The organism is Kushneria sinocarnis (assembly GCF_003633775.1).
Taxonomy (GTDB): Bacteria; Pseudomonadota; Gammaproteobacteria; order Pseudomonadales; family Halomonadaceae; genus Kushneria; species Kushneria sinocarnis.
The window spans coordinates 196,097-221,478 of the sequence record NZ_RBIN01000003.1 but is presented as its reverse complement, the minus strand read 5'-3'; the positions used below and the strand labels follow the sequence as shown (position 1 = coordinate 221,478).

General features: G+C 61.6%; 29 protein-coding genes and 1 tRNA gene. 14 read left to right on the top strand and 16 right to left on the bottom strand.

Annotated features, from left to right (window positions below; all coding sequences use genetic code 11):
• Positions 1-42: 42 nt before the first annotated feature.
• Genes C7446_RS05845 through C7446_RS05835 form a run of 3 tightly spaced genes read right to left on the bottom strand, consistent with a single transcriptional unit; the run spans position 43 to position 2,696 of the window.
• Complete coding sequence (locus C7446_RS05845) at positions 43-1,119, bottom strand: ABC transporter substrate-binding protein (protein ID WP_245977713.1); 1,077 nt, start codon at positions 1,117-1,119, stop codon at positions 43-45.
• A gap of 18 nt (positions 1,120-1,137) precedes the next feature.
• Complete coding sequence (locus C7446_RS05840) at positions 1,138-1,905, bottom strand: ABC transporter permease (protein ID WP_121172353.1); 768 nt, start codon at positions 1,903-1,905, stop codon at positions 1,138-1,140.
• A gap of 5 nt (positions 1,906-1,910) precedes the next feature.
• Positions 1,911-2,696 (bottom strand): ABC transporter ATP-binding protein, encoded by a 786-nt coding sequence (locus tag C7446_RS05835; protein ID WP_121172160.1) that lies wholly within the window; start codon positions 2,694-2,696, stop codon positions 1,911-1,913.
• A gap of 276 nt (positions 2,697-2,972) precedes the next feature.
• Here C7446_RS05835 and C7446_RS05830 point away from each other — a divergent pair, with 276 nt between their 5' ends.
• Complete coding sequence (locus C7446_RS05830; RefSeq protein WP_121172159.1) at positions 2,973-3,830, top strand: hypothetical protein; 858 nt, start codon at positions 2,973-2,975, stop codon at positions 3,828-3,830.
• A 37-nt stretch (positions 3,831-3,867) separates the two neighbouring features.
• Positions 3,868-5,577 carry a potassium/proton antiporter gene (locus tag C7446_RS05825; protein ID WP_121172158.1) on the top strand — a complete coding sequence of 570 codons (1,710 nt, stop codon included), beginning with the start codon at positions 3,868-3,870 and terminating at the stop codon, positions 5,575-5,577.
• 48 nt (positions 5,578-5,625) lie between these two features.
• Here the strand turns inward: C7446_RS05825 and C7446_RS05820 are convergent, their stop codons facing one another.
• The 4 genes from C7446_RS05820 to C7446_RS05810 all read right to left on the bottom strand — a co-directional run bounded on the left by C7446_RS05820 (position 5,626) and on the right by C7446_RS05810 (position 7,586).
• Positions 5,626-6,066: a hypothetical protein gene (locus C7446_RS05820; RefSeq protein ID WP_147408731.1), complete on the bottom strand. Its 441-nt coding sequence runs from the start codon at positions 6,064-6,066 to the stop codon at positions 5,626-5,628.
• Positions 6,067-6,178: 112 nt separating this feature from the next.
• Positions 6,179-6,412 (bottom strand): hypothetical protein, encoded by a 234-nt coding sequence (locus C7446_RS16275; protein WP_147408730.1) that lies wholly within the window; start codon positions 6,410-6,412, stop codon positions 6,179-6,181.
• A gap of 235 nt (positions 6,413-6,647) precedes the next feature.
• Entirely contained in the window at positions 6,648-6,908 is a 261-nt protein-coding gene (locus tag C7446_RS05815; RefSeq protein ID WP_121172156.1) for a hypothetical protein, read from the bottom strand.
• 588 nt (positions 6,909-7,496) lie between these two features.
• Positions 7,497-7,586, bottom strand: a tRNA-Ser gene (locus tag C7446_RS05810).
• A 127-nt stretch (positions 7,587-7,713) separates the two neighbouring features.
• Here C7446_RS05810 and C7446_RS05805 point away from each other — a divergent pair.
• The 6 genes from C7446_RS05805 to C7446_RS05780 all read left to right on the top strand — a co-directional run bounded on the left by C7446_RS05805 (position 7,714) and on the right by C7446_RS05780 (position 10,568).
• Entirely contained in the window at positions 7,714-8,379 is a 666-nt protein-coding gene (locus C7446_RS05805; protein ID WP_121172155.1) for a Bax inhibitor-1/YccA family protein, read from the top strand.
• Between the two features lie 89 nt (positions 8,380-8,468).
• Entirely contained in the window at positions 8,469-8,861 is a 393-nt protein-coding gene (gene tusD / locus C7446_RS05800; RefSeq protein ID WP_121172154.1) for a sulfurtransferase complex subunit TusD, read from the top strand.
• A 12-nt stretch (positions 8,862-8,873) separates the two neighbouring features.
• The gene (gene tusC / locus C7446_RS05795; protein WP_121172153.1) at positions 8,874-9,233 is read left to right on the top strand and encodes a sulfurtransferase complex subunit TusC; all 360 of its coding nucleotides are present in this window, start codon (positions 8,874-8,876) and stop codon (positions 9,231-9,233) included.
• A 15-nt stretch (positions 9,234-9,248) separates the two neighbouring features.
• Positions 9,249-9,569 carry a sulfurtransferase complex subunit TusB gene (tusB, locus tag C7446_RS05790; RefSeq protein ID WP_121172152.1) on the top strand — a complete coding sequence of 107 codons (321 nt, stop codon included), beginning with the start codon at positions 9,249-9,251 and terminating at the stop codon, positions 9,567-9,569.
• Between the two features lie 3 nt (positions 9,570-9,572).
• Positions 9,573-9,920, top strand: coding sequence for a TusE/DsrC/DsvC family sulfur relay protein (locus C7446_RS05785; protein WP_121172151.1), 348 nt, complete (start codon positions 9,573-9,575; stop codon positions 9,918-9,920).
• Between the two features lie 42 nt (positions 9,921-9,962).
• A complete protein-coding gene (locus tag C7446_RS05780; protein ID WP_121172150.1) occupies positions 9,963-10,568 on the top strand; it encodes an acyl carrier protein phosphodiesterase in 606 nt (201 codons plus the stop codon).
• Here C7446_RS05780 and C7446_RS05775 read toward each other — a convergent pair.
• The 6 genes from C7446_RS05775 to C7446_RS05750 form a co-directional block, all read right to left on the bottom strand.
• Complete coding sequence (locus C7446_RS05775; RefSeq protein ID WP_121172149.1) at positions 10,537-11,304, bottom strand: carbonic anhydrase; 768 nt, start codon at positions 11,302-11,304, stop codon at positions 10,537-10,539. The genes C7446_RS05780 and C7446_RS05775 overlap by 32 nt on opposite strands.
• 54 nt (positions 11,305-11,358) lie before the next feature.
• The gene (locus C7446_RS05770) at positions 11,359-12,582 is read right to left on the bottom strand and encodes a molybdopterin molybdotransferase MoeA (RefSeq protein WP_121172148.1); all 1,224 of its coding nucleotides are present in this window, start codon (positions 12,580-12,582) and stop codon (positions 11,359-11,361) included.
• The gene (gene moaB / locus C7446_RS05765) at positions 12,572-13,105 is read right to left on the bottom strand and encodes a molybdenum cofactor biosynthesis protein B (RefSeq protein ID WP_211327867.1); all 534 of its coding nucleotides are present in this window, start codon (positions 13,103-13,105) and stop codon (positions 12,572-12,574) included. Before moaB ends, C7446_RS05770 begins: the two co-directional genes overlap by 11 nt.
• Positions 13,102-13,428 (bottom strand): DUF1244 domain-containing protein, encoded by a 327-nt coding sequence (locus C7446_RS05760; RefSeq protein WP_121172147.1) that lies wholly within the window; start codon positions 13,426-13,428, stop codon positions 13,102-13,104. The genes moaB and C7446_RS05760 overlap by 4 nt, the downstream gene beginning before the upstream one ends.
• Before the next feature lie 99 nt (positions 13,429-13,527).
• The gene (locus tag C7446_RS05755; RefSeq protein ID WP_121172146.1) at positions 13,528-14,154 is read right to left on the bottom strand and encodes a helix-turn-helix domain-containing protein; all 627 of its coding nucleotides are present in this window, start codon (positions 14,152-14,154) and stop codon (positions 13,528-13,530) included.
• 77 nt (positions 14,155-14,231) lie between these two features.
• Positions 14,232-15,179, bottom strand: coding sequence for a histone deacetylase family protein (locus tag C7446_RS05750; RefSeq protein WP_121172145.1), 948 nt, complete (start codon positions 15,177-15,179; stop codon positions 14,232-14,234).
• 141 nt (positions 15,180-15,320) lie between these two features.
• Here C7446_RS05750 and C7446_RS05745 point away from each other — a divergent pair, with 141 nt between their 5' ends.
• The 4 genes from C7446_RS05745 to C7446_RS05730 all read left to right on the top strand — a co-directional run bounded on the left by C7446_RS05745 (position 15,321) and on the right by C7446_RS05730 (position 21,409).
• Positions 15,321-18,059, top strand: a complete 2,739-nt coding sequence (locus C7446_RS05745) for a bifunctional acetate--CoA ligase family protein/GNAT family N-acetyltransferase (RefSeq protein WP_121172144.1) — start codon at positions 15,321-15,323, stop codon at positions 18,057-18,059.
• A 219-nt stretch (positions 18,060-18,278) separates the two neighbouring features.
• On the top strand, positions 18,279-19,544 hold the full coding sequence (locus C7446_RS05740; protein ID WP_121172143.1) for a quaternary amine ABC transporter ATP-binding protein: 1,266 nt from the start codon (positions 18,279-18,281) through the stop codon (positions 19,542-19,544).
• A complete protein-coding gene (locus C7446_RS05735) occupies positions 19,541-20,377 on the top strand; it encodes an ABC transporter permease (RefSeq protein ID WP_121172142.1) in 837 nt (278 codons plus the stop codon). Before C7446_RS05740 ends, C7446_RS05735 begins: the two co-directional genes overlap by 4 nt.
• Positions 20,378-20,503: 126 nt before the next feature.
• Positions 20,504-21,409, top strand: a complete 906-nt coding sequence (locus C7446_RS05730) for a glycine betaine ABC transporter substrate-binding protein (RefSeq protein WP_121172141.1) — start codon at positions 20,504-20,506, stop codon at positions 21,407-21,409.
• A 56-nt stretch (positions 21,410-21,465) separates the two neighbouring features.
• On the opposite strand, the gene pdxH is transcribed toward C7446_RS05730, so the two are convergent.
• From pdxH to wrbA, 3 genes are all read right to left on the bottom strand, one after another.
• Entirely contained in the window at positions 21,466-22,113 is a 648-nt protein-coding gene (gene pdxH / locus C7446_RS05725; protein ID WP_121172140.1) for a pyridoxamine 5'-phosphate oxidase, read from the bottom strand.
• Between the two features lie 81 nt (positions 22,114-22,194).
• On the bottom strand, positions 22,195-22,584 hold the full coding sequence (locus tag C7446_RS05720) for a hypothetical protein (protein WP_121172139.1): 390 nt from the start codon (positions 22,582-22,584) through the stop codon (positions 22,195-22,197).
• A gap of 12 nt (positions 22,585-22,596) precedes the next feature.
• Positions 22,597-23,214: an NAD(P)H:quinone oxidoreductase gene (gene wrbA, locus C7446_RS05715; protein WP_121172138.1), complete on the bottom strand. Its 618-nt coding sequence runs from the start codon at positions 23,212-23,214 to the stop codon at positions 22,597-22,599.
• 132 nt (positions 23,215-23,346) lie between these two features.
• Here wrbA and C7446_RS05710 point away from each other — a divergent pair, with 132 nt between their 5' ends.
• Entirely contained in the window at positions 23,347-24,633 is a 1,287-nt protein-coding gene (locus C7446_RS05710; RefSeq protein WP_121172137.1) for a YihY family inner membrane protein, read from the top strand.
• Between the two features lie 86 nt (positions 24,634-24,719).
• Positions 24,720-25,316: a DNA endonuclease SmrA gene (gene smrA, locus C7446_RS05705; RefSeq protein ID WP_121172136.1), complete on the top strand. Its 597-nt coding sequence runs from the start codon at positions 24,720-24,722 to the stop codon at positions 25,314-25,316.
• The last annotated feature ends 66 nt before the right edge of the window (positions 25,317-25,382 follow it).

Here is a 25,382-nt window from a genome sequence, read left to right as displayed (position 1 = left end):
CAAGCTGGCTGCCCCGGACCGGCTGCCCGGAGGCGGCCGCGCTCACTCCTGTTCGGCGGGTGTGCGGTTGACATCCACCGTAAGCTGATCGAGTGACGCCGTCTGTTCAATCGCGCCGCGCTCCTGCAGGAACTGGCCGAACTCCTGGTAGCGTCGAACGTCAACGGCAGCAGGTCGCAGTGCAAAGCGTGGCAGACTGGCCCGCCAGGCCTGCCGATTGACCTCGTTATCGAGCGAGGCATCCCACGATCGGAAGACTTCCCAGCTCTCTTCAGGATGGTTGATGATCCACATGGTGGCGAATTCCACGGCCTTGAGGAAGCGGGAAATCCGATCGCGCTGCTCCGGCAGCGAATTACCGTTGGCGACCAGAATCAGCTCATCATAGATGGGAACACCCTCTTCCTCGATATAGAAGGGATGCCCCTTGACGCCCTCCTGTGCCATCTGGGCAGGTTCGAAGTTGCGAAAGGCACCCGTTACGGCATCGACACGACCGCTGATCAAGGCAGGCGTCAGGGAAAAGTTGACGTTGACCAGCTCCACATCCTCCCGGGTCAGGTCAGCATGATTGAGCATGGCCTCCAGCAGCACTTCCTCGACGCCGCCGACCGAATAGCCGATCCTTTTACCCTTGAGGTCGGAAAGTTGTTCGATCCCGCTGTCGGCGCGTGTCATCACGATATTCAGCGGCGTACCGATCAGAGTGCCGACCCGGCGCAGTGGCAGCCCCTGATCCACCTGCAGATGCAGCTGGGGCTGATAACTGACGGCCAGATCGCTGCGCCCGGCGGCCACTAGCTTGGGGGGTGCGCTGGGATCGGCAGGAGTGGAGAGTTCCACATCAAGACCATACTCCTTGAACAAGCCCTTCCGGGCGGCGACGATCAGCGGGCCGTGACTGGGATTGACGTACCAGTCCAGCATGACACTCATCTTGTCCAGGGGCGGTGGCGACAGGGCATTGTCATCAGCGGTGGACGGGTTGCCACCGGCATCAGATGAACCTTGGCCGCTGTCCGGCTGGGTACCTGCCCAGACCTCGGGCGCCAGCAGCGAGAGTCCCAGCAGCTGGGTGAAACGGCGTCGACTCATGAAAGGGGAAAACCACTGATTCATGGCAATTCTCCGGATTGATCAATCATCGTTATGGCGACGGTCCGGCTGCCAGGGCAGCAGCTGGCGACACAGTCCGTCGACAAGGAAATAAAGGGTCACGGCAAACGCCACCAGCACCACCAGGGCAGCAAACATCAGATCCGTCTGCATGCGCCCGTTGGCCTGGAGCATGAGATAGCCCAGCCCTGCACTGGAACCGACCCATTCGCCGATCACTGCTCCGATCGGCGCCGCCGTGGCCGCCATGCGCAATCCCGAAGCGAAGGAGGGCAGGGCGGCCGGAATGCGAATGAACCAGAGCCGCCTGAAGGGCGTGGCCCCCATGGTGGTGGCGAGCTCCAGCCAGCCCGGCGGGGTCTGGCGCAATCCGTCGTAGCTGGTTGAAGCCACGGGAAAGTAGATGATCAGCATGGCCATGATGATCTTGGACAGCATGCCATAGCCGAACCAGAGCATCAGGATCGGGGCCAGGGCGAAGACCGGAATCGCCTGGGTCACCAGCAGCAGTGGCAGCAGGGTGCGCCTTAGGGTCGGAAAGACGGAGAGGGCCAGGGCCGTCAGCACGCCCAGCGATACCCCTAGCACAAATCCGCCAAGGATCTCCAGCAGTGTGATCAGTCCATGATGAAGCAGCAGCGAATGATGCGACCAGAGAACCAGCGCTACCCGAGCGGGGCCGGGCAGGATATAGCGCGGCGGATCGAACAGCAGTACCACCCCCTGCCAGCCTGCCAGCAACAGTCCGATCCCCAGCAGGGCGGGCGTCATTGCAGTCAGTCGTTGCATGATCTTCATTGCTGCCCAACGGCGATGTCGGTGGGAGCCGTCTGCTCGTTGAGCAGGTCGAGCAGCTGACGCTGATGAGTGATCAGTTCGGCATCATGGATATCCCGCGGAGGCGTGCCGGACGGTGCCTCGTGCAGCGACAGGGTCGCCGGCAGGCCGTGCATGACCAGCAGACGATCCGCCAGACGCAGGGCTTCGGCGGGATCATGGGTGACCATGATGACCGTGCGACCGGCCAGCAGCCGTGCGGCAAGCTCGTGTAGCTCCAGTCGGGTAATGGCATCCAGGGAAGCAAAGGGCTCATCCATCAATACGACACTGGCGCCCTCATAAAGGGTACGCGCCAGGGCAATACGCGAGCGCTGCCCACCGGAAAGCGCCTCGGGCCGGCGCTGGGCGGCATGTGTCAGCCCCACGGCAGCAAGCAGCTCGTGTGCACGCTCCCGGTCGGTCGTCTGGCCGCGCAATCGACTGCCCAGGGTGACATTATCAATGACCCGGCTCCACGGCAGCAGCAGATCCTGCTGCGCCATCCAGGCAATGCGATGCCGCAGGGGAGACTGGTCATCGGTACTCAGCGTGAAGCGCGACTCGCCGCCGGTTGCCAGACCGGCAATCAGGCGCAGCAGTGTGCTCTTGCCACACCCACTGCGCCCCAGCAGACAGGTCCAGCTGCCGGCGGGCAGGGTCAGCTCGAGCTGCTCGAACAGCGGTGAATCATCATAGGCAAGGTGGACGTCATCCAGCCGCACGGTCGGGGGATCAACCGCAACAGCCCGGGTAGATGGCATCGACAATCTCCATGTCGAGGCGAAGGGCGTGCCTCGGCACGGTCCGGAATTCCCTCCGCCGGTATTAACCGGATCAGGTAGCGAGTCCATTGCAGGACCCAGGGGTTGTGTTGCCACTCTCAGCCCATTGATATGCGTATATCGCAGGGCACCCCCATCCAGACAATCTGCAGTGTATATGTCATGCAGCGTTTCGCCCAGCGCTTCCAGTCATGTAATGTTAATGACCGAGCGAACGAAACGAAGAGAGCCATCCGGTGAGTTTGGAAGCTGCGCATGCTCCCCGATGAAGAGCTGACCAGACGTCTTGCCATGCTGCTGGGTCGGCAGCTGAATCCCCTGTCACTGGACTGGGAAGATGCTTCCAACTGGTGCTGGAAAAGCGATGGCGTAGCGCCGGAGCTGATCAAGCTGGCGCGTACCGACGTGACATCCCCTTTCTGGCGGGGTATCCGGCAGCTGTTCGGGTTTGATCGCTGGGCGCATGCCGAGACACTGCCCATGGTGGCCGGCATGCTGCCGCCCGATCTACCCCTGATGCCGATGCCCATGACCTTTCTGGCGCGCCTGCAGCACTCGCCGATCTGGAGTCTGCCATGGCGACAGGCCGAGCAGGCAAGCTGGACGGGACAGTTTGCCGAACGGCTCGGGCACCAGGTGGGCCTGTTGCACCGCGAGACCGCCAACTGGTTCGGGCACCCGTTATCCGGACGCCACGAGCTGGCCGCATGGCCGGACAGGGTATGCAACTTTCTGCGACAGTCGGATGCACGGGCCATGCACGAACTGGCCGATGAACCCGTTGCGCTACCTGACCGGGCAGTATGGTGCCTGCCGGACCTGCGTGCCGATCAGTATCTCGAAAGCGCCACTGACGGTTTCTGGAGTGACTGGGAAGCCCTGGTGGTCGCTCCCATCGAGTTTGACTGGGCATTGCTGGAACTGTTGCTGGATGACGAGACGTTGCGTCAGCGTTTCTGCAGGGCCTATCGGTGTCATGGGGCGGTTCCCCGCATCAGCCGGCAACGCCTGCATTACCGAGCGGTGCTGTGGTGTCTTGAGGTGCTGGGGCCGATGTCATGGCCGGTGATGCGCGATCAGCCTGACTGGCTGGATCATCGGGTGGCTCAATGATTGGCAGTCAACCATCCAGAGGGGTAAAGACTGATACGTGAGTGATTTCAACGGCCTTTTCCTGATCGGTGGACTACTGCTGACGCTGAGCATTCTGGCCAGCCGGCTCTCGGCCAGGATGGGCATGCCCCTGCTTCCCCTGTTTCTGGGCATCGGCATGCTGGCCGGTGTCGATGGTATAGGCGGCATCGATTTCCAGGATTACTCGCAGGCCTATCTGATCGGACAGATGGCTCTGGCCATGATCCTGCTCGACGGGGGGTTGCGCACACGCATGAAAACCTTCCGGGTCGGGCTTCGACCGGCGCTGTCATTGGCCACGCTCGGGGTGTTCATCACCAGTGGCCTGACTGGTCTGATTGCGATGTGGGCCTTCGATCTCAGCCTGCTGCAGGGACTGCTGGTCGGTGCCATCGTGGGCTCCACCGATGCTGCCGCCGTCTTTTCCATGCTGGGTCGCCAGGGCATTCATCTCAACGAACGTGTAGGCGCCACGCTTGAGATCGAATCAGGCACCAATGACCCGATGGCGATTTTCCTGACCCTGTTGCTGTCAGAGCTGCTGACCGGCACCGGCAGGGGTGTGGTCGACAGCCTCTGGCTGTTCGTCGGCCAGTTCGGTGTCGGACTGCTGGTCGGCATCGGAGGGGGGCTGCTGCTGGCGCGACTGCTCAAGTGGCTGGATCTCGCCCCCGGGCTCTATTCACTGCTGACGGCCGCCATGGGATTCGTGCTGTTTTCGGTGACCAACCTGATGGGCGGAAGTGGCTTTCTGGCCATTTATCTTGCCGGGCTGATGATCGGCAACACCCGCGGCCGGCATCTGGAGTTCATCCTGCCGGTACATGACGGGCTTGCCTGGCTCAGCCAGATCGGCCTGTTTCTGACGCTGGGATTGCTGGTTACCCCCAGTGAGATGATCGATTATGCCGTGCCGGGCATCCTGGTGGCCCTGACGCTGATTTTCGTGGCTCGCCCGCTGGCCGTACTGGCCTGCCTGAGACCCTTTTTCGGTTTTCGCTGGCGTGAACTGTTCTTCATTGCCTGGGTGGGATTGCGTGGTGCGGTGCCTATCGTGCTGGCCATCTTCCCGGTAATCGCCGGGGTTTCGAACGCCTCACTCTATTTCAATATTGCCTTCTTTGTGGTGCTGATTTCACTGATGCTGCAGGGAACCACGCTGGGACCCGTTGCACGACGACTGAAGGTCATACTTCCTCCCGGGGTGGCACCGGCAAGACGTCGGCTGCTGGGCATTCTGCCCGAGGACGACTATGAGATGTTTGTCTATCGGATCGATAGCCACCGGGTGGAAAATACCCCCCTGCGCATGCTGCGCTTCCCTTCGGGCTCCACCATGGCTGCCCTGTTTCGCGGTCATACCATGATTCACCCCAAGGGCAGCACGCGCCCCCAGGCCGGAGACATTGCCTGCATGATCGGCAGAACAGCCGATCTGCCTGCGCTCAACCGTCTATTCAACGGCGAAGCCGAGCTCAAGCGGGAGCGTGATTTCTACGGCGCCTTTTCACTCGACGGCAGCGCCACAATGGCGGATATCGCCGATGCCTACGGTCTGACCCTGTCAGCCGGCGAGCGTGATCATACGCTGGGTGAGTTCGTTTCGAGACGGGTGGGCGGTAATCCGGTAGTGGGCGATGACATCGACTGGCACGGCATTCACTGGATTGTTCAGGAAGTGGAGGGCAACCGGGTGCTGCGTGTCGGACTCAGGCTGCATGGCTGAAACGGCCATGCAGCTGTCGGCGTGAAGTGACCGGACGAGAATCGGCGTCTAGCGTGTGGCCGATCGCGCCTGTACGGGGGTCAGCATCGACGAGCCCGTGACGGATTGCCCCCTGTAGCGCAGCACCCGGTAGCGCTGATCCTGCATGGGCAGCAGCATCATGACCTGCTGATTGATGGGCTCCACCAGCATCAGCAGCTGTTGATCGGGATATTGCTGTCCGCCACTGATACGAAACACACTGCCACTGGCAGGCTGGAAGTCGGCATTGGTGGCCGAAGTGCCATCGGCACCGGCCAGGGTCAGCCGAAAGCTTTCGGGATCGAAGCGGGTGGCCGAATAGAGCGTCAGCTCTACCGGCCGGGCAGGGCAGTCGTTACAGTTCAGCGTGCCACTGGCACGGGCCTGTACGGGGGGCTGCTCGGCGTAGGGAGTATGCGTGGTGTCATGCTCCAGGCCGGCACAACCGCTCAACAGAGCCAGACTCATGGCTGAAATCATCAGGGCGGGGCGCATTGGTTTCCTTCCGTGATGGGGCCCGATATGACGCCTCCGGCATATGCCGGAGGCGCGGAAAAAGTACAGGTTGCCTTGCCAGAAGTCAGTTCATCATCTTCCAGAGATTGTTCTTGTGCCAGGTGTCGGGAAGGGACTCATCATCACTGTCGAGCTGGATACGATGTTCCTGATCAAGCAGATTACCCTGTGAATCACACTCCTGAAACTCACCGGCATGTCCGGGGCGATCGCCGGGACTGAACATTCGACCTTCCTCATGGAAGCCTTCGCGATTCATGTTGCCACGGGTGAAGCCGCGTCCTTTATCACCTGTCATGATCTATCCCCTGACTCGAATGGTCATCCGAAGGTTAGGCAAGACGCGATCGGCCTGCAATGCTCATGGGTCGCGAGCCGGTTCGGGGCACCCCGGAAACAGGAACAGGACCCGGAAAAATTTCATATTATCTAAATATTCTGATATAAGGTGCCGGGGTTACCCGGAAGACTTCGCTGATGTCAAAATCAGTTATCAGGAAGTCGCCAGTGTATCGCTGAGTACTATTAACGTATCAGTCTGAAATATAAAACAAGCCGACCACTCCGTTTGTCACATCACTCTTCAGGGCGAAAACACCATCGCCAGACCCGGCCACGACCGCGCCGTGGCCGAGCATGGTGTAGCCCGCCTCCCGCCGCGGCCGACAGCTGAAGCGTCGTTCGTCAGCACGGACCACTACCACGCCGTCCGCTGCGAGGACATCTTTGATGCCACCCTGCGCTGTCCGGCCTGCCGCTGGGACGATTGCGTTTCGCGCACTGCGGATGGTCATGAGTGGCATTGCTGGAACTGTGGTCACACCGAGATCGTGGCCGGCTGAACAGTGGCTGGCTCATCACGGCAGGGGCCCGCTATCAGCAAAAGCGGGCCCCTGCAGCAACCGATTGGAGCAGGTGAGCCTACTCCTCCATGTAATGGCCGCTTCCCGATCTCACCTTGAGTGCTCCCAGCACGAACACACCCATGAAGGACACTGTAAGAAGATAACCCGCCAGATACATCATGTCTGCAGCTCCCTGAACCCTGCGCAATGGAACTGCCTACTCAGCATCAGTATGTCCTTTACAGTGACTGTAGGCTTTTAAGCAGATGACTCCGGAGTGTCAGGCAGATGACAGGAACTGGAAATACATCTTTCGGAGCAGAACGGCATGCCAGTGTCAGCATGGGGTTCCTTGATGAGCATGACGGCAATGGCCATTGCCCACATCGCCAAGCTTAGGTGCAGCTTGATGTCATGTTGACCGAAGGCGTGAAATCAATCAGCTTGAGGTGCAGAAGGATGGCAGGGCACGGCAAGAAACGGTTGCCGGCTGCAACCCCATCGGCCAGGCGGGCGATGGGGAGAAAGAAGAGCAGGTGGCGGAGGGACAGGGATTCGAACCCTGGAGGGGCGTTAACCCCTGCCGGTTTTCAAGACCGGTGCAATTGACCACTCTGCCATCCCTCCGGCTCACGGCGAGCAATCATACCAGCCACCCGCGTCCCGTCAAGCCGGCTCCTTGCAGAGTCCGTAACGAAGCGGGCATGCTGTGTTCCGCCAATGCCTGAACCAGGGTACCCAGGAGAGAGCCAGAATGGCCAACAGAACCTACGATATTTCGCAGACGAATACCGGTTCGCTGTCGAATAACAAGGTATTGCGCAATACCTACATGCTGCTGTCGATGACGCTGCTCGTTTCGGCAGCGTCGGCATGGACCGCCATGGCGATGGGTGTCGGACAGATGAATATCTTCATCTTCCTGATCGGCGCCTATGGGCTGATGTTTCTGGTCCACAAGTGCAAGGATTCCGCTGCCGGGCTGGCAGCCATCTTCGCCTTTACGGCCTTCATGGGCTTTACGCTCGGGCCGATGCTCAATCTCTACCTTTCCCTGCCCAATGGCGGGCAGATCGTCGGCATGGCACTGGGCATGACCGGGCTGACCTTCGTGGGGCTCTCCGCTGTCGCGCTGGTAACGCGCAAGGATTTCAGTTTCCTCGGCAATTTCATCATGGCCGGCGCCATCGTGCTGATCCTGGCCATGGTCGCTGCGATGATTTTCCAGATCACTGCCCTGGCGCTGGCCGTCTCGGCCGGTTTCGTGCTGTTTGCCTCGGCAATGATCCTGTTCGAAACCAGCCGTATCGTGAATGGTGGTGAGACCAACTATATTCTCGCGACCATTTCACTGTATGTGGCGATCTACAACCTCTTCGTCAGCCTGTTGTCGATTCTCGGGATCATGTCCGACGACTGATCTGCTGCATGGAAGCGCCGAACGGAGTAACCTGATGGCCCCGCATCTGCAAGGATGCGGGGCCATTGCATGAGGAGATGCCGTTACCGATGAATTACGCCTTGCTGGTGATGGGGGCCCCCTACAGCCAACAGGCCGCCCATTCTGCGTTACGCTTTGCCATGGCACTGCCGGCGCGTGGCCATCGGGTGGGGACGGTCTTTTTCTATCACGATGGGGTCTATAATGCATCCCGGCTGATGACCCCTCCGCGCGATGAGCCACACCTGCTCGAGCGCTGGTGTGAACTGCATGACCAGCAGCAGACACAGCTGCTGGTCTGCGTCGCCTCGGGACTCAGGCGAGGCCTGCTGGATCAGCGCGAAGCGCAGCGCCATGAGCGGGAGGCTCATACGCTTGAAGCGCCGTTCGAACTGACCGGACTGGGACAGCTGATCGAGGCCGGCCTGACCCATGACCGGCTGCTGACCTTTGCGCCCTGAAGGTGGATTCCGATGAGTGAAAATGTACAGCGGCTTCTGATCATCATTCGCCATTCGCCGACCGGCTCGAGCTGGGTCCGTGAGGCCCTGGAGACGGCGCTGGTCGGCGCGGCACTGGGGCAATCCATCTCGCTGCTGTTCATGGGCGAGGGCGTGCTGGCGCTGCTGCCTGCCCAGCAGAGTGGGCCGCTCGGCCAGAAGGGTACCGGCGCCATGATCGACGTGCTGCCGATGTATGATATCGAGCAGCTTCACGTGACTGATGCGTCACTCGAACATCTGGGCCTGCGCCGCTCGCAGCTGGCTTGTGACACCGGGCCGGCGGAGCCGGCCGAATTGATCGCGCAGAGTGATCTGGTGCTGAATTTCTAGCCAAGCGGGGAGTCCATGACAGAGCAACACGCGCCTTCGGCCGAAGCCAGTCTGCATCTGCTCAATCGCGCCACTCATGGCCATCGGGTCTGGGAAGATATGATGAGTGCGCTGGGCGCGCATGATCAGGTACTGCTGATCGAGGATGGGGTCACAAGCCTTGCCCATCCCCCCGAACGCCTGATTGCGCTGGGTGAACGCCTGCATGTGCTCGAGGAGGATCTCCGGGCGCGCGGCCTGCACCTGCTTGAAATCGCACAGGATGTACAGCGGGTCGACATGAAGGGGTTCGTTGCGCTGACTGAACGCTGCCGACACATTATCAGCTGGTTCTGACCGATGACGGAAGACAATCGACGGCTCGATATCGGGGACCATTGCGTCATGCTGGATGAAGAGGGCTATCTGCTCGATCCCGCCGAATGGACGCCTGCGGTTACCCGGATACTGGCCGAGCACGAAGGCCGTACACTGGATGAGCGGCACTGGGCCATCATCGAGCTGGTGCGGGCGTTCTATGAACGCTATGAAATGGCTCCCGCCATGCGAGCGCTGGTCAAGCTGGTGCGCCAGTCACTCGGTGAGGAGCAGGGGCGCTCGGTCTATCTGATGACCCTGTTTCCGGAGAGTCCGGCACGGGTGGTGGCACGGCTGGCCGGACTGCCGAAACCGACCAACTGCCTATAATGGTTGAAGCGGCATGACGATACGGCACTCCTGGAACAGGCCATGAATTTTCTGGCACATGCGGTACTGGCCGAGCCGGGCAGTGACGGCTTTCTCTTCGGTAATCTGATCGCCGATGGGGTGCGCGGCAGTCGCTTGTACGAATGGCCGCAGGATATTGCCCTGGGCATTCGTCATCATCGGCGCGTTGATGCCACCATCGACCATCATCCCACCGTGATTGCCCTCAGGCGCCGGATCGAGGGGCCGGAACGGCGAGTGGCCGGCATCGCCTTTGATCTGCTGTGGGACCATTTTCTGGCACAAGACTGTCTTGCCGAACCCGCCGGCAGGGCTCTGATCGAACGCAGCTATCGGGTGCTGGAACAGGGGGAGCAGCAGGTGCCGCCGCGTGTGGCGACCACCATTTCACTGCTGCGCCGGCATGACTGGTTATCAAGCTATGCCGATTTCGATTTTACCTGCCAGGCGATCAGTGGTCTGGGGGAGCGCCTGACAGGCGTCAATCGGCTGGCACAGCTGCTGCCCTGGATTCGCGCCCATCGCGCCACGCTGGCCGCTGCCTTTCGGGACCTGTGGCCGGATATGCTGAGCCTGCGTGATGAATGCCGCGTGACTACTGCTGCTCAAGCACGTAACGCGCGTTGAGCGGCTGGGTCGGCCGAGCCGTATCGACGTCAAACCACTGGCGATAGCGCTCGATCTGGGCCCGGGAAGCATGAATCGGCGATTTCATGACCCACCAGCGCACCCCCTCGCTGCACGGTGGGGTGGTCAGTGAACCGTTGTAGGACCAGCCATTTCGCTCCCGGGGCAGCAGCCGGGATGGCAGCATTTCCCCGTTGAGAGTCATCGAGCGATCGACATCGGGCACCCGACTCCAGATCCGGTCAAGGGCCTGCGAGGCTTCCCCCTCCCTGACCAGCACCGCCATGACCAGGGTCTGCTCGGTTTCATCGGTATGGATGAAATCGATCTCCATGGCAGCGCGCTCACCCTCGACGCTGTGCTGAGCCGGGGCATGAAACTCGATGCGCGCCAGCGTATAGATATGGCCATGCAGGGTAACCGTATTATCCGCCGGCCCTTCGATCATCAGGCCGGTGCTTTCCCGTCTGACCACCAGCAGTGGCTGGTCATAACTGATCTCGGGGGCAGCAAGCCCGGCCACTTTCAGGGAGTCTCCGAGATCGACCGGCGACTGGTTGCTGCCGGTACCGCAGGTTTCATAATTCGGGTTGATGGTTGACCAGTGCTCCGGTCCGGTGTCGCCGGACCAGGACCACTCCCGCACCTGGGGTGCATTTTCTTCAGCCAGTGCGGGCACAGCCGCCATCATGCCCAGTATACCAAGCGTCATCAGCCGCCGACTTCCCGCCATCATGGTTCACTCCGTGAACTGCTCATTCCGTTTCGAAACAGGCTCGGGCCTGCCGGCTCAGGGCTGCAGGCGCAGGACGTCGATCATGTCACCCGGGGCGATCTCATGCCAGGCCGGAATCACCGCCAGCCCATCAGCCTGAACACAGGAATGCAGCACCGAGGAGTCCTGGTCGGCAAAGGCATGGGCCACCAGCTGATCGTCCTCGATCGTCAGCGAGACTCGCATGTAGTTGGCCCGCCGCTCGGTGCTCGTTTCGAACCCCGCGCGCGCGCGCAGAGCCGGCAGCGCAGCCTGATCCGGCCGGGCCAGCAGGGCGCCCATCAGGGGGCGAAGAAACAGCCAGGCCCCGACATAGCTGGATACCGGATTGCCGGCCAGACCCACGAAACGGGTTTCGCCACCATTGCCCCGTTTGATCCGCCCAAGGGCCAGCGGCTTGCCGGGCTTGATCGACAGACGCCAGAGATCGAGCGTGCCCAACTGCTGCAGGGCATTGCGTACATGATCCTCTTCGCCGATCGAGACGCCGCCACTGGTGACCACGACATCCGACCCCTCGGCGGCGTCAGCCAGTGCGGCTACGGTGGCATCAAGGCTGTCCGCCACATGCCGGCTCGCCACCACCTCGGCCCCGAATTCGGACAGCAGGGCGGCCAGCATCGGCGCGTTGGAGTTGTAGATCTGCCCCGGCGAGAGCGGCCTGCCGGGTTCTACCAGCTCGTCACCGGTGACCAGCAGCGAGACCCGCGGTCGCCGTCGAACCGCCACCCGGTCGTACCCCTGGCTGGCCAGAAAGCCCACGGCAGCTGCGTTCAGGCGTGTGCCGGCTTCCAGCAGGGTGGCCCCGCGCTGCATCTCCCGGCCGCGCCGTCGCACACTGTTGCCTGCCGTCACCGGCCCGGGTATCGCGGCGCCTTCAGCGCTCTCCTCGACCACTTCCTGACGCACCACGCTATCGGCCCCTTCGGGGATGACTGCACCAGTGAAGATGCGGGCACAGGTCCCCGGAGCCAGTGGCGCAGGCGCATGGCCGGCCGGAATGCGCTGTGAGACGGGTAGGGTGCGTCCGGCATCGGCCGCTCGAATGGCATAGCCATCCATGGCACTGTTGTCGGCCGGCGGGGTATCCATCAGTGCGGTCACCGTATCGGCCAGGGTACGCCCGTGTGCCTGGGTCAGCGCTACCGATTCACTCTCCAGAGCCATCACCCCATCCAGCAGCGCTGTCAGGGCCGTGGCCGGATCGTGCAATCCTTCATGTCTCGCTTCAGCTGCCATGCTGTTCGCGCCCCGGGATGACCAGATTGGCGAAATTGCACGGCTGATGCCGGGAGTCGAGCTGCTCGTGGAGAATGCGTTCCCAGCCGGTGCGGCAGGCCCCGGTCGACCCGGGCAGACAGAAGATGACCGTGCCGTTGGCCATGCCGGCCAGCGCCCGGCTCTGAACCGTCGAACTGCCTACATCCTCGCGCGAGAGCTGGCGAAACAGCTCGCCGAAACCCTCGATGGGGCGATCGAACAGGACACTGACAGCCTCGGGCGTCGAGTCCCGCCCGGTATAGCCGGTACCGCCGGTTGTCAGAATGACCTGGACGGCCGGATCGGCGATCCAGTCCGCGACCCGGGCGCGAATGCGATAAGGATCGTCAGGAATGATTTCGCGCTTTTCCAGCCGGTGACCTGCGCCTTCGAGTCGATCGATCAGCAATCGGCCCGAACGATCGGTATCGACGGTGCGGGTGTCGGAGATGGTCAATACGGCCACCGACAGTGGTATGAACCCCTCCTCGATGGCGCTCATTGATGCGCTCCGCTTTCCTCGTGGCTTTCCTGACGGGCTTTCAGCGCCGCCAGCTGCTCCTCGGAAGGCGGCTGCTGATAGAGCGACTTCCACTGCTGATAGGGCATGCCGTAGACATACTCGCGCGCCGTTTCATATTCGAGTTCGATACCGCGCTCGCCGGCTGCTGCCACCAGCCATTTGGAAAGGCAGTTGCGACAGAAGTCAGCCAGGATCATCAGGTCGATGTTCTGCACATCCTTGTTGGCATCCAGATGAGCCAGTAGCTGACGGAAGGCCGCCGCTTCTATTTCGGTGCGGGTAGCGTTATCAAGATGTTGCATGACTTTCTCCGTGGCGATGAAGCCGAATACGGCAATCTGTCCGGGATTGTGGCACCAATGAGCCGGCTGGCAAGCCGGACCGGCCTGCCATGAGCCGGATCAGTCGGCATCGGTACAGACCGAAAGCACGACGGCATCCTGCGGACTGATCGAGACCTTGGCGTGCCCCACGCTGCTGTCGAAATAAAGGCTGTCGCCGCAGTCGAGCTGCAGCGTTTCATGCGCCTCGCTATAGAGCAGAATGGCTCCTTCCAGAATCAGCAGGAATTCCTCGCCGCCGTGGCGGACCCAGTCGGTAAACTCACTGATTTCACGAGCCCGCACCACGGTCTTGAAGGGCACCATGTGCTTGTGTTCCAGCCGGCCGGCCAGCAGTTCATGTTCATAGGTCGGCGTAGGATGAAGACGACCCTGACCGGCACGATCCAGATCGCGCCGCCCCGTGCGCTGCGGTGGTCGGGGCGGCTGTCGCAGCAGCTGGGGAAGATCGATGTCGAGCCCATTGATCAGCTTCTGTACCACCGTAAAGGTGGGCGAGAGCTGATCATTTTCGATCTTGGAAAGGGTAGAGCGTGCAACGCCGGTACGCTGGCGCACGTCTTCCAGTGTCCAGCGCTGTGCGCGACGAATGGCGCGCAGCCGTTCACCCAGGCGCAGGGGCTCCACGAGACCGTCGGGATCGGTCATCAGCCCCGGCGGCATGGCCGATTCATTGCTATCGCTCATCAGGCTATCAATCAGGGACACATGCTTTCATCGTGACATACTCGAGTCAGGTCGCCCAGCGTCCGAGACGGGGGCATTCAGCTTGCAGGCGACCATGGCATGTCCAGCAGCGCCGCCAGATGGGCTTCGACCCCTTCGGCCAGCGCATTCATCTCGTAGCCGCCTTCCAGTACCGATAGCAGGCGCCCCTCACTGTACTCGCCGGCCAGCGAGACCAGCAGACGCGATATCCGATGAAAATCCGTGCCGCTCAGGCTCAGCCCTCCCAGTGGATCATCGCGATGGGCATCGAAACCGGCACTGATGCAGATCAGTTGCGGGCGATGACGCTCCAGTGCCGGCAGCCATTCACGCTCGATGGCGGCCAGCAGGGCATCACCGTTGCTGCCCTCCGCGAGCGGGGTATTGATCACGTTCGCGGAGGGCGCCTGATGGTAGCGCTGCGGGAACAGACCTTCCTGGAAGCTTGAGCAGACCAGCACCCCGGGGTCGTGTCGGAAAATATCGATGGTGCCGTTGCACTGATGGACATCGAAATCGAGGATGGCAATGCGTTCGACCCCGTAGACGAGACGGGCATGGGCTGCGGCAATGGCAACATTGTTGATCAGGCAGAACCCCATGGCGCCGCTGCGCTCGGCATGATGGCCGGGCGGACGGACGGCACAGAAGACATTGTCGGCCTGTCCGCGATAGAGCTGATCGATGCCGCGAATGGCTGCACCCGCCGCCATGCGGGCAGCCTCGACACTCCAGGGAGTCAGCAGGGTATCCGAGGTCAGGGCTGTCAGCTCGCCCTCTTCGGCAGGTGTCTGATGCAACAACTGCTGCCAGTACTGCGCCGAATGTACCTGCAGGATCTGTTCATCGGTAGCCGGACGTGCCGCGAACTGTACGGCATGATGGAGCACGCCACTGGCATTGAGGCGCTGCTCGATGGCGGCCAGGCGCTCCGGGCTCTCGGGATGTCCGGCGCCCATGTGGTGCCGGACATGCTGACGGTCACTGATCCAGGACGTGATCATGCTCTCTCCCTCCGTCGCCATGCCCCGGCGGCACCAGCATGCAGGGGCAGATCGGTATGAACGGGCCGTAACAGGGTGGTGCTCATCAGCTCATGCCGACATACTGGCAGAGTATGCCGCTCAACGCTGTAGGAGGGGAGCATGGGCACCCGGTTCCTGCGCTACTTCTTCGAACCTCGTTCACTGGTCGTGGTCGGTCCGGTGGCCGGGGATGACGCTACTGCCATCACCATCATCCGCAACCTGGTCGAGGCGGGCTTTACCGGCCGCATGGATGCCGTGGCGCTGGAACCGGCAGCGCTGCCTGAAGGCATCGTCTCACACGCCTTTTTCGATCAGCTGCCGGAGACCCCGGACCTGGCGATTGTCTGCGCCCCCATCGATGCAGTCGAGTCCATTCTGACGCAGCTGGGCGAGCACGGCATCCGAGCCGCCATGGTGTTTTCCGGACCGCCACGCGAGGATGACCCGGAGTGCTATCCGCGTCTGCTGAAGGCTGCCCTGCAGGCTGGAGTACGCGTGCTGGGGCCGGAGTGTCGGGGTCTGGCTGTACCGGCCCGGCGTTTCAATGCCACCTACGCCACGACTGCACTCGAACATGGGCGCGTGGCTTATCTGGGCCAGTCCGGCATGCTCGGCAGCGCCATGATCGACTGGGCTGCGGGTCGCGGACTGGGGCTCTCCCATCTGGTCACGCTGGGCGAAAGCATCGATGTGCGACTGCCGGATCTGATCGATTACCTCAATAATCATCAGGGCAGTGCCCGGGCGCTGATCATTCATGTCGAGTATATCTTCGACGCCATGCATTTCATGACGGCGCTGCGTGAAGCATCACGCCGGCGGCTGGTACTGGCCATCAAGAGCGGCCGAACGGCGCAGACCGAGACCGCTTCGATGGTGGCTACCCCGGGCATCGAGCACCGGGACCGGGTCTTCGATGCCGCGCTGGCAAGAGCCGGGGTAGTGCGGGTGTCGGACAGTGATGAACTGTTCGAGGCACTCGAAGTGCTCAGCCGGCCGCGGGCCCGCCCCCGTGGACCGCGTCTGGCGATTCTGTCCAACGGGCTGGGGCCGGCGATGCTGGCGCTGGATCGACTGTTTGAACAGGGTGGCAAGGTGGCCGAGTTCAGCGACACTACCCGCAGGCTGCTCGGGGCGGAAGGGCTGGATCACAGCCTGCCGGGACGCAATCCGATTGACCTGGGCAGCGATGCCACACCCCAGCGTTTCGTACGTGCCCTGGAACTGCTGGCAGGCGATGAGGGGGTGGATGCCGTGCTACTGATTCACGCTCCGACGCGCATGGCGCCTTCGGTGGAACTCGCCGAGGCCGTCATCGAGTTCTGGCGGCATACCTCCGTTACCCTGTTTACCAGCTGGATGGGCCTGGCCACCGCGCGCCCGGCACGGGATGCCTGCCATCGCGTGGGCCTGGCCACCCACGTCTCTCCTGAAAAGGCCGTGCGGGCCTTCATGCTGAACATCGAGTATCAGCGCGTACAGTCACTGCTGCACCAGACCCCACCGGCGCTGGCGTTCGATACTTCAGAAATGGTGCGACAGCGCTGTCATGAGCTGATCGATGATGCCCATCGGCGTGGCCGGGACCGCCTGACCCATGAAGAGACCGCCATGGCCCTGCGCGCCTACGGGATTGCCACGGCGCCCGCACTCTATGTGCAATCGGCCGAGGAGGGCAGAAGGCGCTTTTACGAGCTCGAACACCCGGTGGCACTCAAGGCCGTGCATCGCAGCAACTGCCTGCCCTTCCGTGCCGATCGACGCCCGGACCGTCCGGCTCCGGATCTGCTGCAGGATCTTGATACTCCCGAAGCTGTCACCGAAGGGATTCGGGTACTGAAGGAGCGGGTCGAGGCTGCCATGCCCGGCGAAGGGATCTACAGCTACTGCATGCAGCCGATGCAGCGCGGCAAGCAATCCCTCCAACTGGCTGTCGGCATCACCCGGGATGCGGTTTTCGGACCGGTGATCGTGTTCGGACTGGGTGGCTATCGAGCCGATGTCATGAGTGATCGCTGTATTGCCCTGCCACCCCTGAACATGAACCTCGCCCACCATCTGATCGACTCTTCCCATGCCGCCACCCTGATCCGCGAGCACTCTCCCGAACCGGAGCGGGACTTCGAACGGCTGGCCATACTGCTGACCCGACTGTCCCAGATGTGTACCGATCTGCCGGAGCTGCGCGGTCTGGAAATCAATCCGCTGCTGCTCAATCGCGAGCAACTGCTGGCTGTCGACTTTGCCCTGGATCTCGGCGAACCGGCGCATCATGCCATCATGCCGTACCCCGAAGAGCTTCGTGAGCAGGTCGTGCTGGCCAATGGCTGGCCGGTCACGCTGCGCCCGGTCCGCGGCGAGGATGCCGATCTGATTCGCGAATTTCACACCCATCTCTCCGAGCAGAGTATCCGCTACCGCTACTTCCATCACAAGGCGACGCTGAGCGAGCGCGAGCTTGCCGAACTGACCCAGCTCAATTATGACCGGCAGATGGCCTTCCTGGCGGAGTATCACGCCCCGCAGGGAGAGAAATATATGCTGGGCATCAGCCGGGTATGGAACGATCCCGACAACATTCGCACCGAATTCGCCATCATCATTCGCGATGACCTGCAGGGGGTTGGGCTGGGCCAGCGGCTGATGAAAAAGCTGATCGACTACTGTCGCAGCGTGGGCACGCTGGAAATGGTCGGTGAGGTGCGCGCTGACAACCGGGGCATGCGCCGTCTGGTCGAAAAGCTCGGGTTCCGGGTGCGTCTGATTCCCGAAGAGCAGATGCTGGAGCTTTCGCTGAGGCTCAATGAGCCTCGCAGTGACTGGCAGCGTCATCGGCTCGAGAACCTGCGCGACTGAGCCCTGGAAGGATCACGTCCAGCAGCGCTCCGTTAACGTGTCATAACATAATGCTGTGTTATCGTTGATCATCAGAAGATGACAACGTATGATCCATTACGAAATATAATCAAGAATTACAGACGACTAGAGGCATGCGTTATGTATCGCGCCGTGTGATCCATGCCCTGCCACGGTCGTAACCATCAACCCCGAGGGGATGACTGGATCGAACAACACATGAGTGACACCAATTCCGTCAAGATTCAGGTGCGCGGGCTGAGCAAGGTCTTCGGGCACCACCCCAAAAAGGCGCTCGAGCTTCGTGACCAGGGGCTTGATCGCGCTGCAATCCGGGAAAAAACCGGTCAGACACTGGGCCTTTCCAATATCGAATTCGATGTTCGCGAAGGTGAGCTGCTGGTCATCATGGGGCTTTCCGGATCGGGAAAATCGACCCTGATCCGTTGTCTGAACCGGCTGATCGAGCCGACCGAAGGGCAGATCATCATCGATGGGGAAAACATTCCCGAGCTGGATGACAAGGCGCTGCTGCAGTGCCGGCGCCGTCATTTCTCGATGGTTTTCCAGAATTTTGCCCTGTTCCCGCATCGAACCGTGCTGGGCAATGCCGAGTTCGGACTGGAAATTCGCGGCGTCGAAAAGGCGGAACGCCAGCAGCGGGCCATCGAGGCGCTCAAACAGGTCGGTCTGGAAGGCTGGGAACAGGCCATGCCCCGACAGCTTTCCGGCGGCATGCTGCAGCGCGTGGGGCTGGCCCGGGCACTCGCCAATGACGCCAGTGTCCTGCTCATGGACGAGGCCTTCTCGGCACTCGACCCGCTGATCCGCAATGACATGCAGCAGGAGCTGCTGCAGCTCCAGCATCGCATGCGCAAGACCACCATTTTCATCACCCATGATCTGGACGAGGCCCTGAGCATCGGGGATCGCATCATCCTGCTCAAGGATGGCGAGATCGTGCAGATCGGTACGCCCGAACATATCCTGACCCAGCCTGCCAATGATTATGTCCGCCGCTTCATCGAAGGCGTCGACATGTCCCGCGTGCTGACAGCGTCCTCGGCCATGCATCCGGTACGGGCCACGGTGCGACTCGGGGAGGGGCCAAGAACCGCCCTGCACCGCATGCGGGAGAACGGCCTCGATTCGATCTACGTGATTGATCGTGACCGACGCCTGATGGGCATCGTGGAAGCCGAGGCCGTTGATCGGGCGGCACGCCAGGGGCAGGAGAGCATCGATGAGCTGATCGTGACCGACTCTCCCAGGACAGCACCCGATGAGCCCCTGCACAACCTGTTTGCGATGTTTCAGCAGCGCAGCTATCCGATCGCCGTCGTCGATGAGGCAGGGTGCCTCCAGGGCGTGGTGGTCAAGGGATCGGTACTGGCCGAGCTGGCCGAAACCTCATCATCACAGCAGGAGAGCGGATCCGTCGGTCAGCCGCAGCCCGATGCACCCCAGCAGGGAGAAAAGGCATGAACTTCACGATTCCATCCATCCCGCTGGGCAACTGGATCGAGGCCGGGCTCGACTTCCTGACCGGGCATTACTCCAATATCACCCGCGGCATTTCGACCGTGACCCAGACGGGCATCAGCAGCCTCAACGATGGCCTCATGTGGCTGCCACCCTGGGTGCTGATCATTGCCATTGCCCTGCTGAGCTGGCGACTGGCAGGCGTACGGCTGGCCATGTTCTCCATCCTCGGGCTGGGACTGATCTGGAATCTCGGGCTGTGGGATCCGATGATCGAATCCTTCACCCTGGTGGTGATCGCCACGTTCGTGGCCGTCATCATTGCGCTGCCACTGGGCATACTGGCCGCGCTATCGGAGCGGTTCTATCGCATCATCATGCCGGTACTTGATTTCATGCAGACCATGCCGGCCTTTGTCTATCTGATCCCCGCCATTCCCTTCTTCGGCATCGGCTCGGTTTCGGCCATCTTTGCCACGGTCATCTTCTCGATGCCACCTGCCATCCGTTTCACCACGCTGGGCATTCGCCAGGTACCGGTTGAGCTCATGGAAGCCGCGGATGCCTATGGTGCAACCAAGTCCCAGAAGCTGGTCAAACTCCAGCTGCCGCTTTCACTGCCGACCATCATGGCCGGCATCAACCAGACCATCATGCTGGCACTGTCGATGGTGGTCATCGCCGCCATGATCGGCGCCAATGGTCTGGGCAGTGAAGTCTGGCGGGCCATTCAGCGACTCCAGCCGGGTGCCGGTTTCGAAGCCGGTATTGCGGTGGTCATTCTGGCCATGCTGCTTGACCGTCTGACCCAGACGCTGCGCGGCAAGCCGGAGTGATCGGGCGAGGCCGGGCCGTTTCCGCCGATGGTGGGCCATGCGGTGTCGGTCATCGCCAAGGGCGCTCCCGGAACACGGGGCGTGTCATGCCAATGACACAACTGTAACGCAGGAGAGGACAACACAATGATGCAACAAGAACGCAACACGACACTGCGCAAGGCCGTGGTCACTGCCCTGGGCGGCATGGTGCTCGGCGCCGGCCTGACCGGCATGCCGGCCATGGCCTCGGAAGGGGGTGACAAGGGAGATATCACCCTGGCCTATGTGGAATGGTCCTCGGAAGTGGCCTCAACCAATGTGGTCCGCGCCGTACTCGAGCAGCAGGGCTACAACGTCGACATCTCCTCCCTTTCTGCCGCCGCAATGTGGCAGGCCGTGGCCTATGGGGATGCCGACGCCATGGTTTCGGCCTGGCTGCCGACCACCCATGCCGATTACTACAGCAAGCTCAAGGATCGGCTGGACAACCTCGGTGCCAATCTGGAGGGCACCAAACTGGGTCTGGTGGTCCCCGAATACGTGGATGATGTCTCGATGATCAGCGATCTCGAAGAGCACGCCGACGAGTTCAATGACAAGATTACCGGTATCGATCCCGGCGCCGGCATCATGTCCAAGACCGAGGATGCCATCGACACCTATGGTCTCTCGAACATGTCCCTGACCTCCGGCAGTGGGGCGACCATGACGGCTGCGCTGGACAGTGCCATCAAGAACGAGGAGCCCATTGTCGTCACCGGCTGGACACCCCACTGGATGTTCTCGCGCTATGATCTCAAATATCTGAATGATCCCGAAGGGGTCTTCGGGGGCGCCGAAGAGATCGACACCATCGCACGCCAGGGGCTCGAGAAAGAGATGCCGGGTGCCTACTGCATTCTCGACAACTTCCACTGGACCCCGGACCAGATGGGCGAGGTCATGCTCATGAATCGGGAAGATGGCAGCGACCCCTACGAGAACGCCAGACAGTGGGTCAGCAATCACGAGGATGTGGTCAGTCAGTGGACCGAAGGCTGCAACAGCTGAAAGTGAAGGTAGCCATGAAAAACCCGGCATGGCCGGGTTTTTTCATATCGGCAGGTTCAGGGAGCGAGGCGTACCTTCTGCCAGTGATGTTCCCGCTCGAACCAGCGGTAGCGGACCCGATCATGCAGTCGGCTCGGCTGGCCCTGCCAGAACTCGATCATGACCGGCCGTATCCGATAGCCGCCCCAGTGCGCCGGGCGCTCCACTTCGCCGTGATCATAGGCCTTCTCGAAGCGCAGGCGACGATCTTCAAGCCACTGGCGATCGGGAATTTCGACACTCTGCTGAGAGATCCAGGCCCCCAGCTGGCTGGCTCTGGGGCGTGAATGAAAGTAGCGGTCGGACTGTTCGGCGCCGATCTGCTCGACGCTTCCCTCGATACGCACCTGACGCTGCTGGGTACTCCACCAGAAGACCAGCGCCGCATGCGGCATATTGGCCAGTTCGCTGCCTTTCTGACTCTGATAGCTGGTGTAGAAAACAAAACCTGTTTCATCGAAGCCCTTCAGCAGCACGATCCGCGCATGGGGCATGCCGCTGCTGTCGGCTGTGGCCAGCGTCATGACATTGCCATCATTGCCATCGCTCTCCAGCGCCGCATTGAGCCATTCGGAAAACAGCGGGAAAGGCGTCTCCGGAGTCGTGGTGGGGTCCAGTGTCTCACCCTGATAATCGCGACGCACGTCGCCGATATCGCTGGTCATGTTGCCCTGTCCTCGCTCGCTTGGGATGCATGATCTGCATCACGGATGTCATGGATATGGTCGATGCCCGATCGTCTCATACTACCGTTCGCGAAAGATGCCATCGAGGTCTTGCCGATGAAGCTGCCGGACAATCAGCAGTGCCGTCACGGTCAGCCACAGGCCGGCCAGTATTTCCGGGCCCGCCAGCCACCACCAGGAGAACAGCCTCGACAGTACCAGCCCCTGTGCAGCTCCCAGTATCCCGATGAACGTCAGCCAGAGATACCCCCTGGCTCTACGGGTACGCAACACGGGCGCAATCAGCAGCAGCGGCAGCAACCGTAGCAGCATGGGCAGCAGAGGCAGCTGATGGGAGTGATGCAGCATCCAGCCGTGTACCAGCGCCAGCAGCAGCAGCGTGCCCCAGCTCAGCCAGGCCATGCGCAGCAGTGCGGGTCGAATGCCAGGCACCGGAATGGTTGGGATCATGAAATGGCCGTTTCAGGCATGACGCAGGGATTCCAGGGCCAGGGCCAGGGCCAGGCGCCCCAGCCGACGCCCCTGAAAACGGATCAGGGCCTGCTCGTCGGAATCCAGCGGACGATCATTGTTCGGGCCGGCAAAGTGGCTGCCACCATAGGGGGTGCCACCGGTCGTGGTCTGGAACATTTCATCGGCACTGTAGGGGATACCGGCGTATACCATGCCATGGTGCAGCAGTGGATTGACCATCGAAAGCAGGGTGCTTTCCTGACCGCCATGAATGCTGGAGGTGGAGGTGAAGGCAGTGGCCGGCTTGTCGATCAGCGCGCCGTTCATCCACAGGGTACTGGTGGAATCGAGAAAATACTTCAGCGCCGCCGCCATGTTGCCAAAGCGGGTCGGACTGCCCAGCGCCAGCCCGCTACAATAACGAAGATCATCAAGTGAAGCATAAACGGGACCTTCGGCAGGGATATCCCCGGCGACGGCTTCACATTCGGTTGACACAGCAGGAACGGTTCGCAGTCGGGCACTGATGCCGTCGACTTCCTCGATGCCGGCGACCATCTGCTCGGCGAGCTGACGGGTAGCACCGGAACGTGAATAGTAGAGAACGAGTACATAAGGGGAAGCCATGAGGTTTCCTTGCAACGGATGAGTACTGGACGAAACCCGTGAAGCTGTTGCCAGCAGAAACATGGGTTGCCCGGTGTAGCGCAAGCGCAGCAGGCGCCGGCAACCCCGGAACAATTCATTCTAGAGTGGCTTATGCAGATCCCACAACTTGCCGGGTTACCGCGCCTGACCCGGCTGATTGCCGTGACGCGCAAGCTCATCGAGCGTTTCAACCGCCATGATGGACAGAAGACGGCGGCGTCACTGACGTATACCACGCTGTTTGCCGTGGTCCCGCTGACCACCGTGCTTTACGCCATGCTGGCCGCCATTCCGGAATTCCGGGGCGTCGGCGATAAGGTGCAGGGGTATCTCTTTCAGCAGTTTGTGCCGGCCACCGGTGAGGTTGTGCTCGAAACGCTGAACAATTTCACTACCCAGGCACGCAATCTGACCGTGGTAGGGGTGCTGTTCCTGTTCGTAACCTCGCTGTTGATGATGATCACGGTGGAAAAGGCGTTCAACAACATCTGGCAGGTACCGGACAATCGCAAGGGGATTGCCAGCTTTCTGCTGTACTGGGCGGTACTGACACTGGGCCCGATCCTGGTAGGCACGGGGTTCGTGCTCTCTTCCTACCTGACCTCACTGACCTTCGTCAGCAATGCCGCTTCATGGTTTGGCGGTGGCGACTTTCTGCTGCATCTGCTCCCGCCGGTACTGAGCTTTCTGGCGTTTCTCTTTCTCTACATGGCAGTACCCAACTATCGGGTGCGCATGCGCCATGCAGCCGGCGGGGCGCTGCTGGTCTCCTCTCTGCTGGAGCTGGCCAAGCTGGGATTTTCACTGTATGTCGCCAACTTCCCATCCTATCAGGTGATCTACGGCGCCTTTGCAGCGGTGCCGCTGTTTCTGCTCTGGATCTATCTCTGCTGGGCCATTGTACTGCTGGGCGCCGAAGTCGCCGCCTGGCTGGGAGAGTCCCAGCGTGCCGAATGGCGCCACTGGCCGATGTACTGGCAGGGCCTGGGGGTCTTGATGATTCTGGACAGGGCGCATCGCGAGGGCCGGGGCGCCGTCAGCGCTGCCACTCTGCGCCGGCTGCTGGGAGGAAGAGCGCGAGTGCTGCTGGCGATCTTTGCCAGGGCCGGCTGGGCGGCGCCCACGGAGCAGGGCAACTGGGTGCTGGCGCACTCGCTTTCCACCCTGACGCTCTGGGAGTACAACCTTGGCATGCCTGATCCGGTACCCGATGATGACCAGGCTCCCGAACCGCTGCTGGAAGTGCATGGAGCGCTGAAAAAGGCTTGCGAATCCCGGAAGGCCATCCTCGACCATCCGCTGGGCGAGCTGTTCGGCGCACATGACCCCGAGCACTGGATGTCGCCGAAAGCCGGACGCCCGAATCGCGCCAAGCTGACCGAACGCGAGCGGTCGTAAAACGGTCACCGGATTGGGCATAATGGTCAGGGGGCAACAAGCATAACAGCTCCCGGAATCCCGGGTTTCGTTGAGGAGGCGCTGTAATGACTGCCGAACGCGACGACGAGCAGCTGTTTTCCGAAGCCATGGCGGATGTCGTGCCACTGCGCAAGGGACATGACAAGGCTCATTCATCATCCCGACCCGAACAGCCGACCGAGGCTCAGCTGGCCCGCCGCAGCCGTGCCCAGGACGGCGAGGAGGAGAGCAACTTTCTTTCCGATGATTTCGTGGAACTGCTGCCCCCCAATGATCCCATCGAGTTTCGTCGCGACGGCATTCAGACCGGTGTCATTGAACGGTTGCGCCACGGCGAATACACCATCGAGTCACGTCTGCATCTGCAGCGCCGACCGGTGCGGGAGTGTCGCAGCGCACTCTTTCGCTTCATCCGGGAGTCTCACCGGCAGGGGCTGCGTAATGTGATGGTGGTACACGGGCGTGGCCGCAGCGATGACAGCCACTCCAACGTGGTGCGATCGCATGTGGCCCGCTGGCTGACCCAGTTCGATGAAGTGCAGGCCTATACCAGTGCGCAGCCGCATCACGGCAGCATTGGCGCTACCTATGTGATGCTGCGCAAGTCGGAGCGCGCCCGGCAGCGCAATCGGGAGATGCACCAGAAGCGGGGCAGTGGCTGAGCCCCACTCCGGTCAGCCACCATTTTCGGCCACCTGCGGGAGTGCCCGCCGACCCTGAGGTCGGCG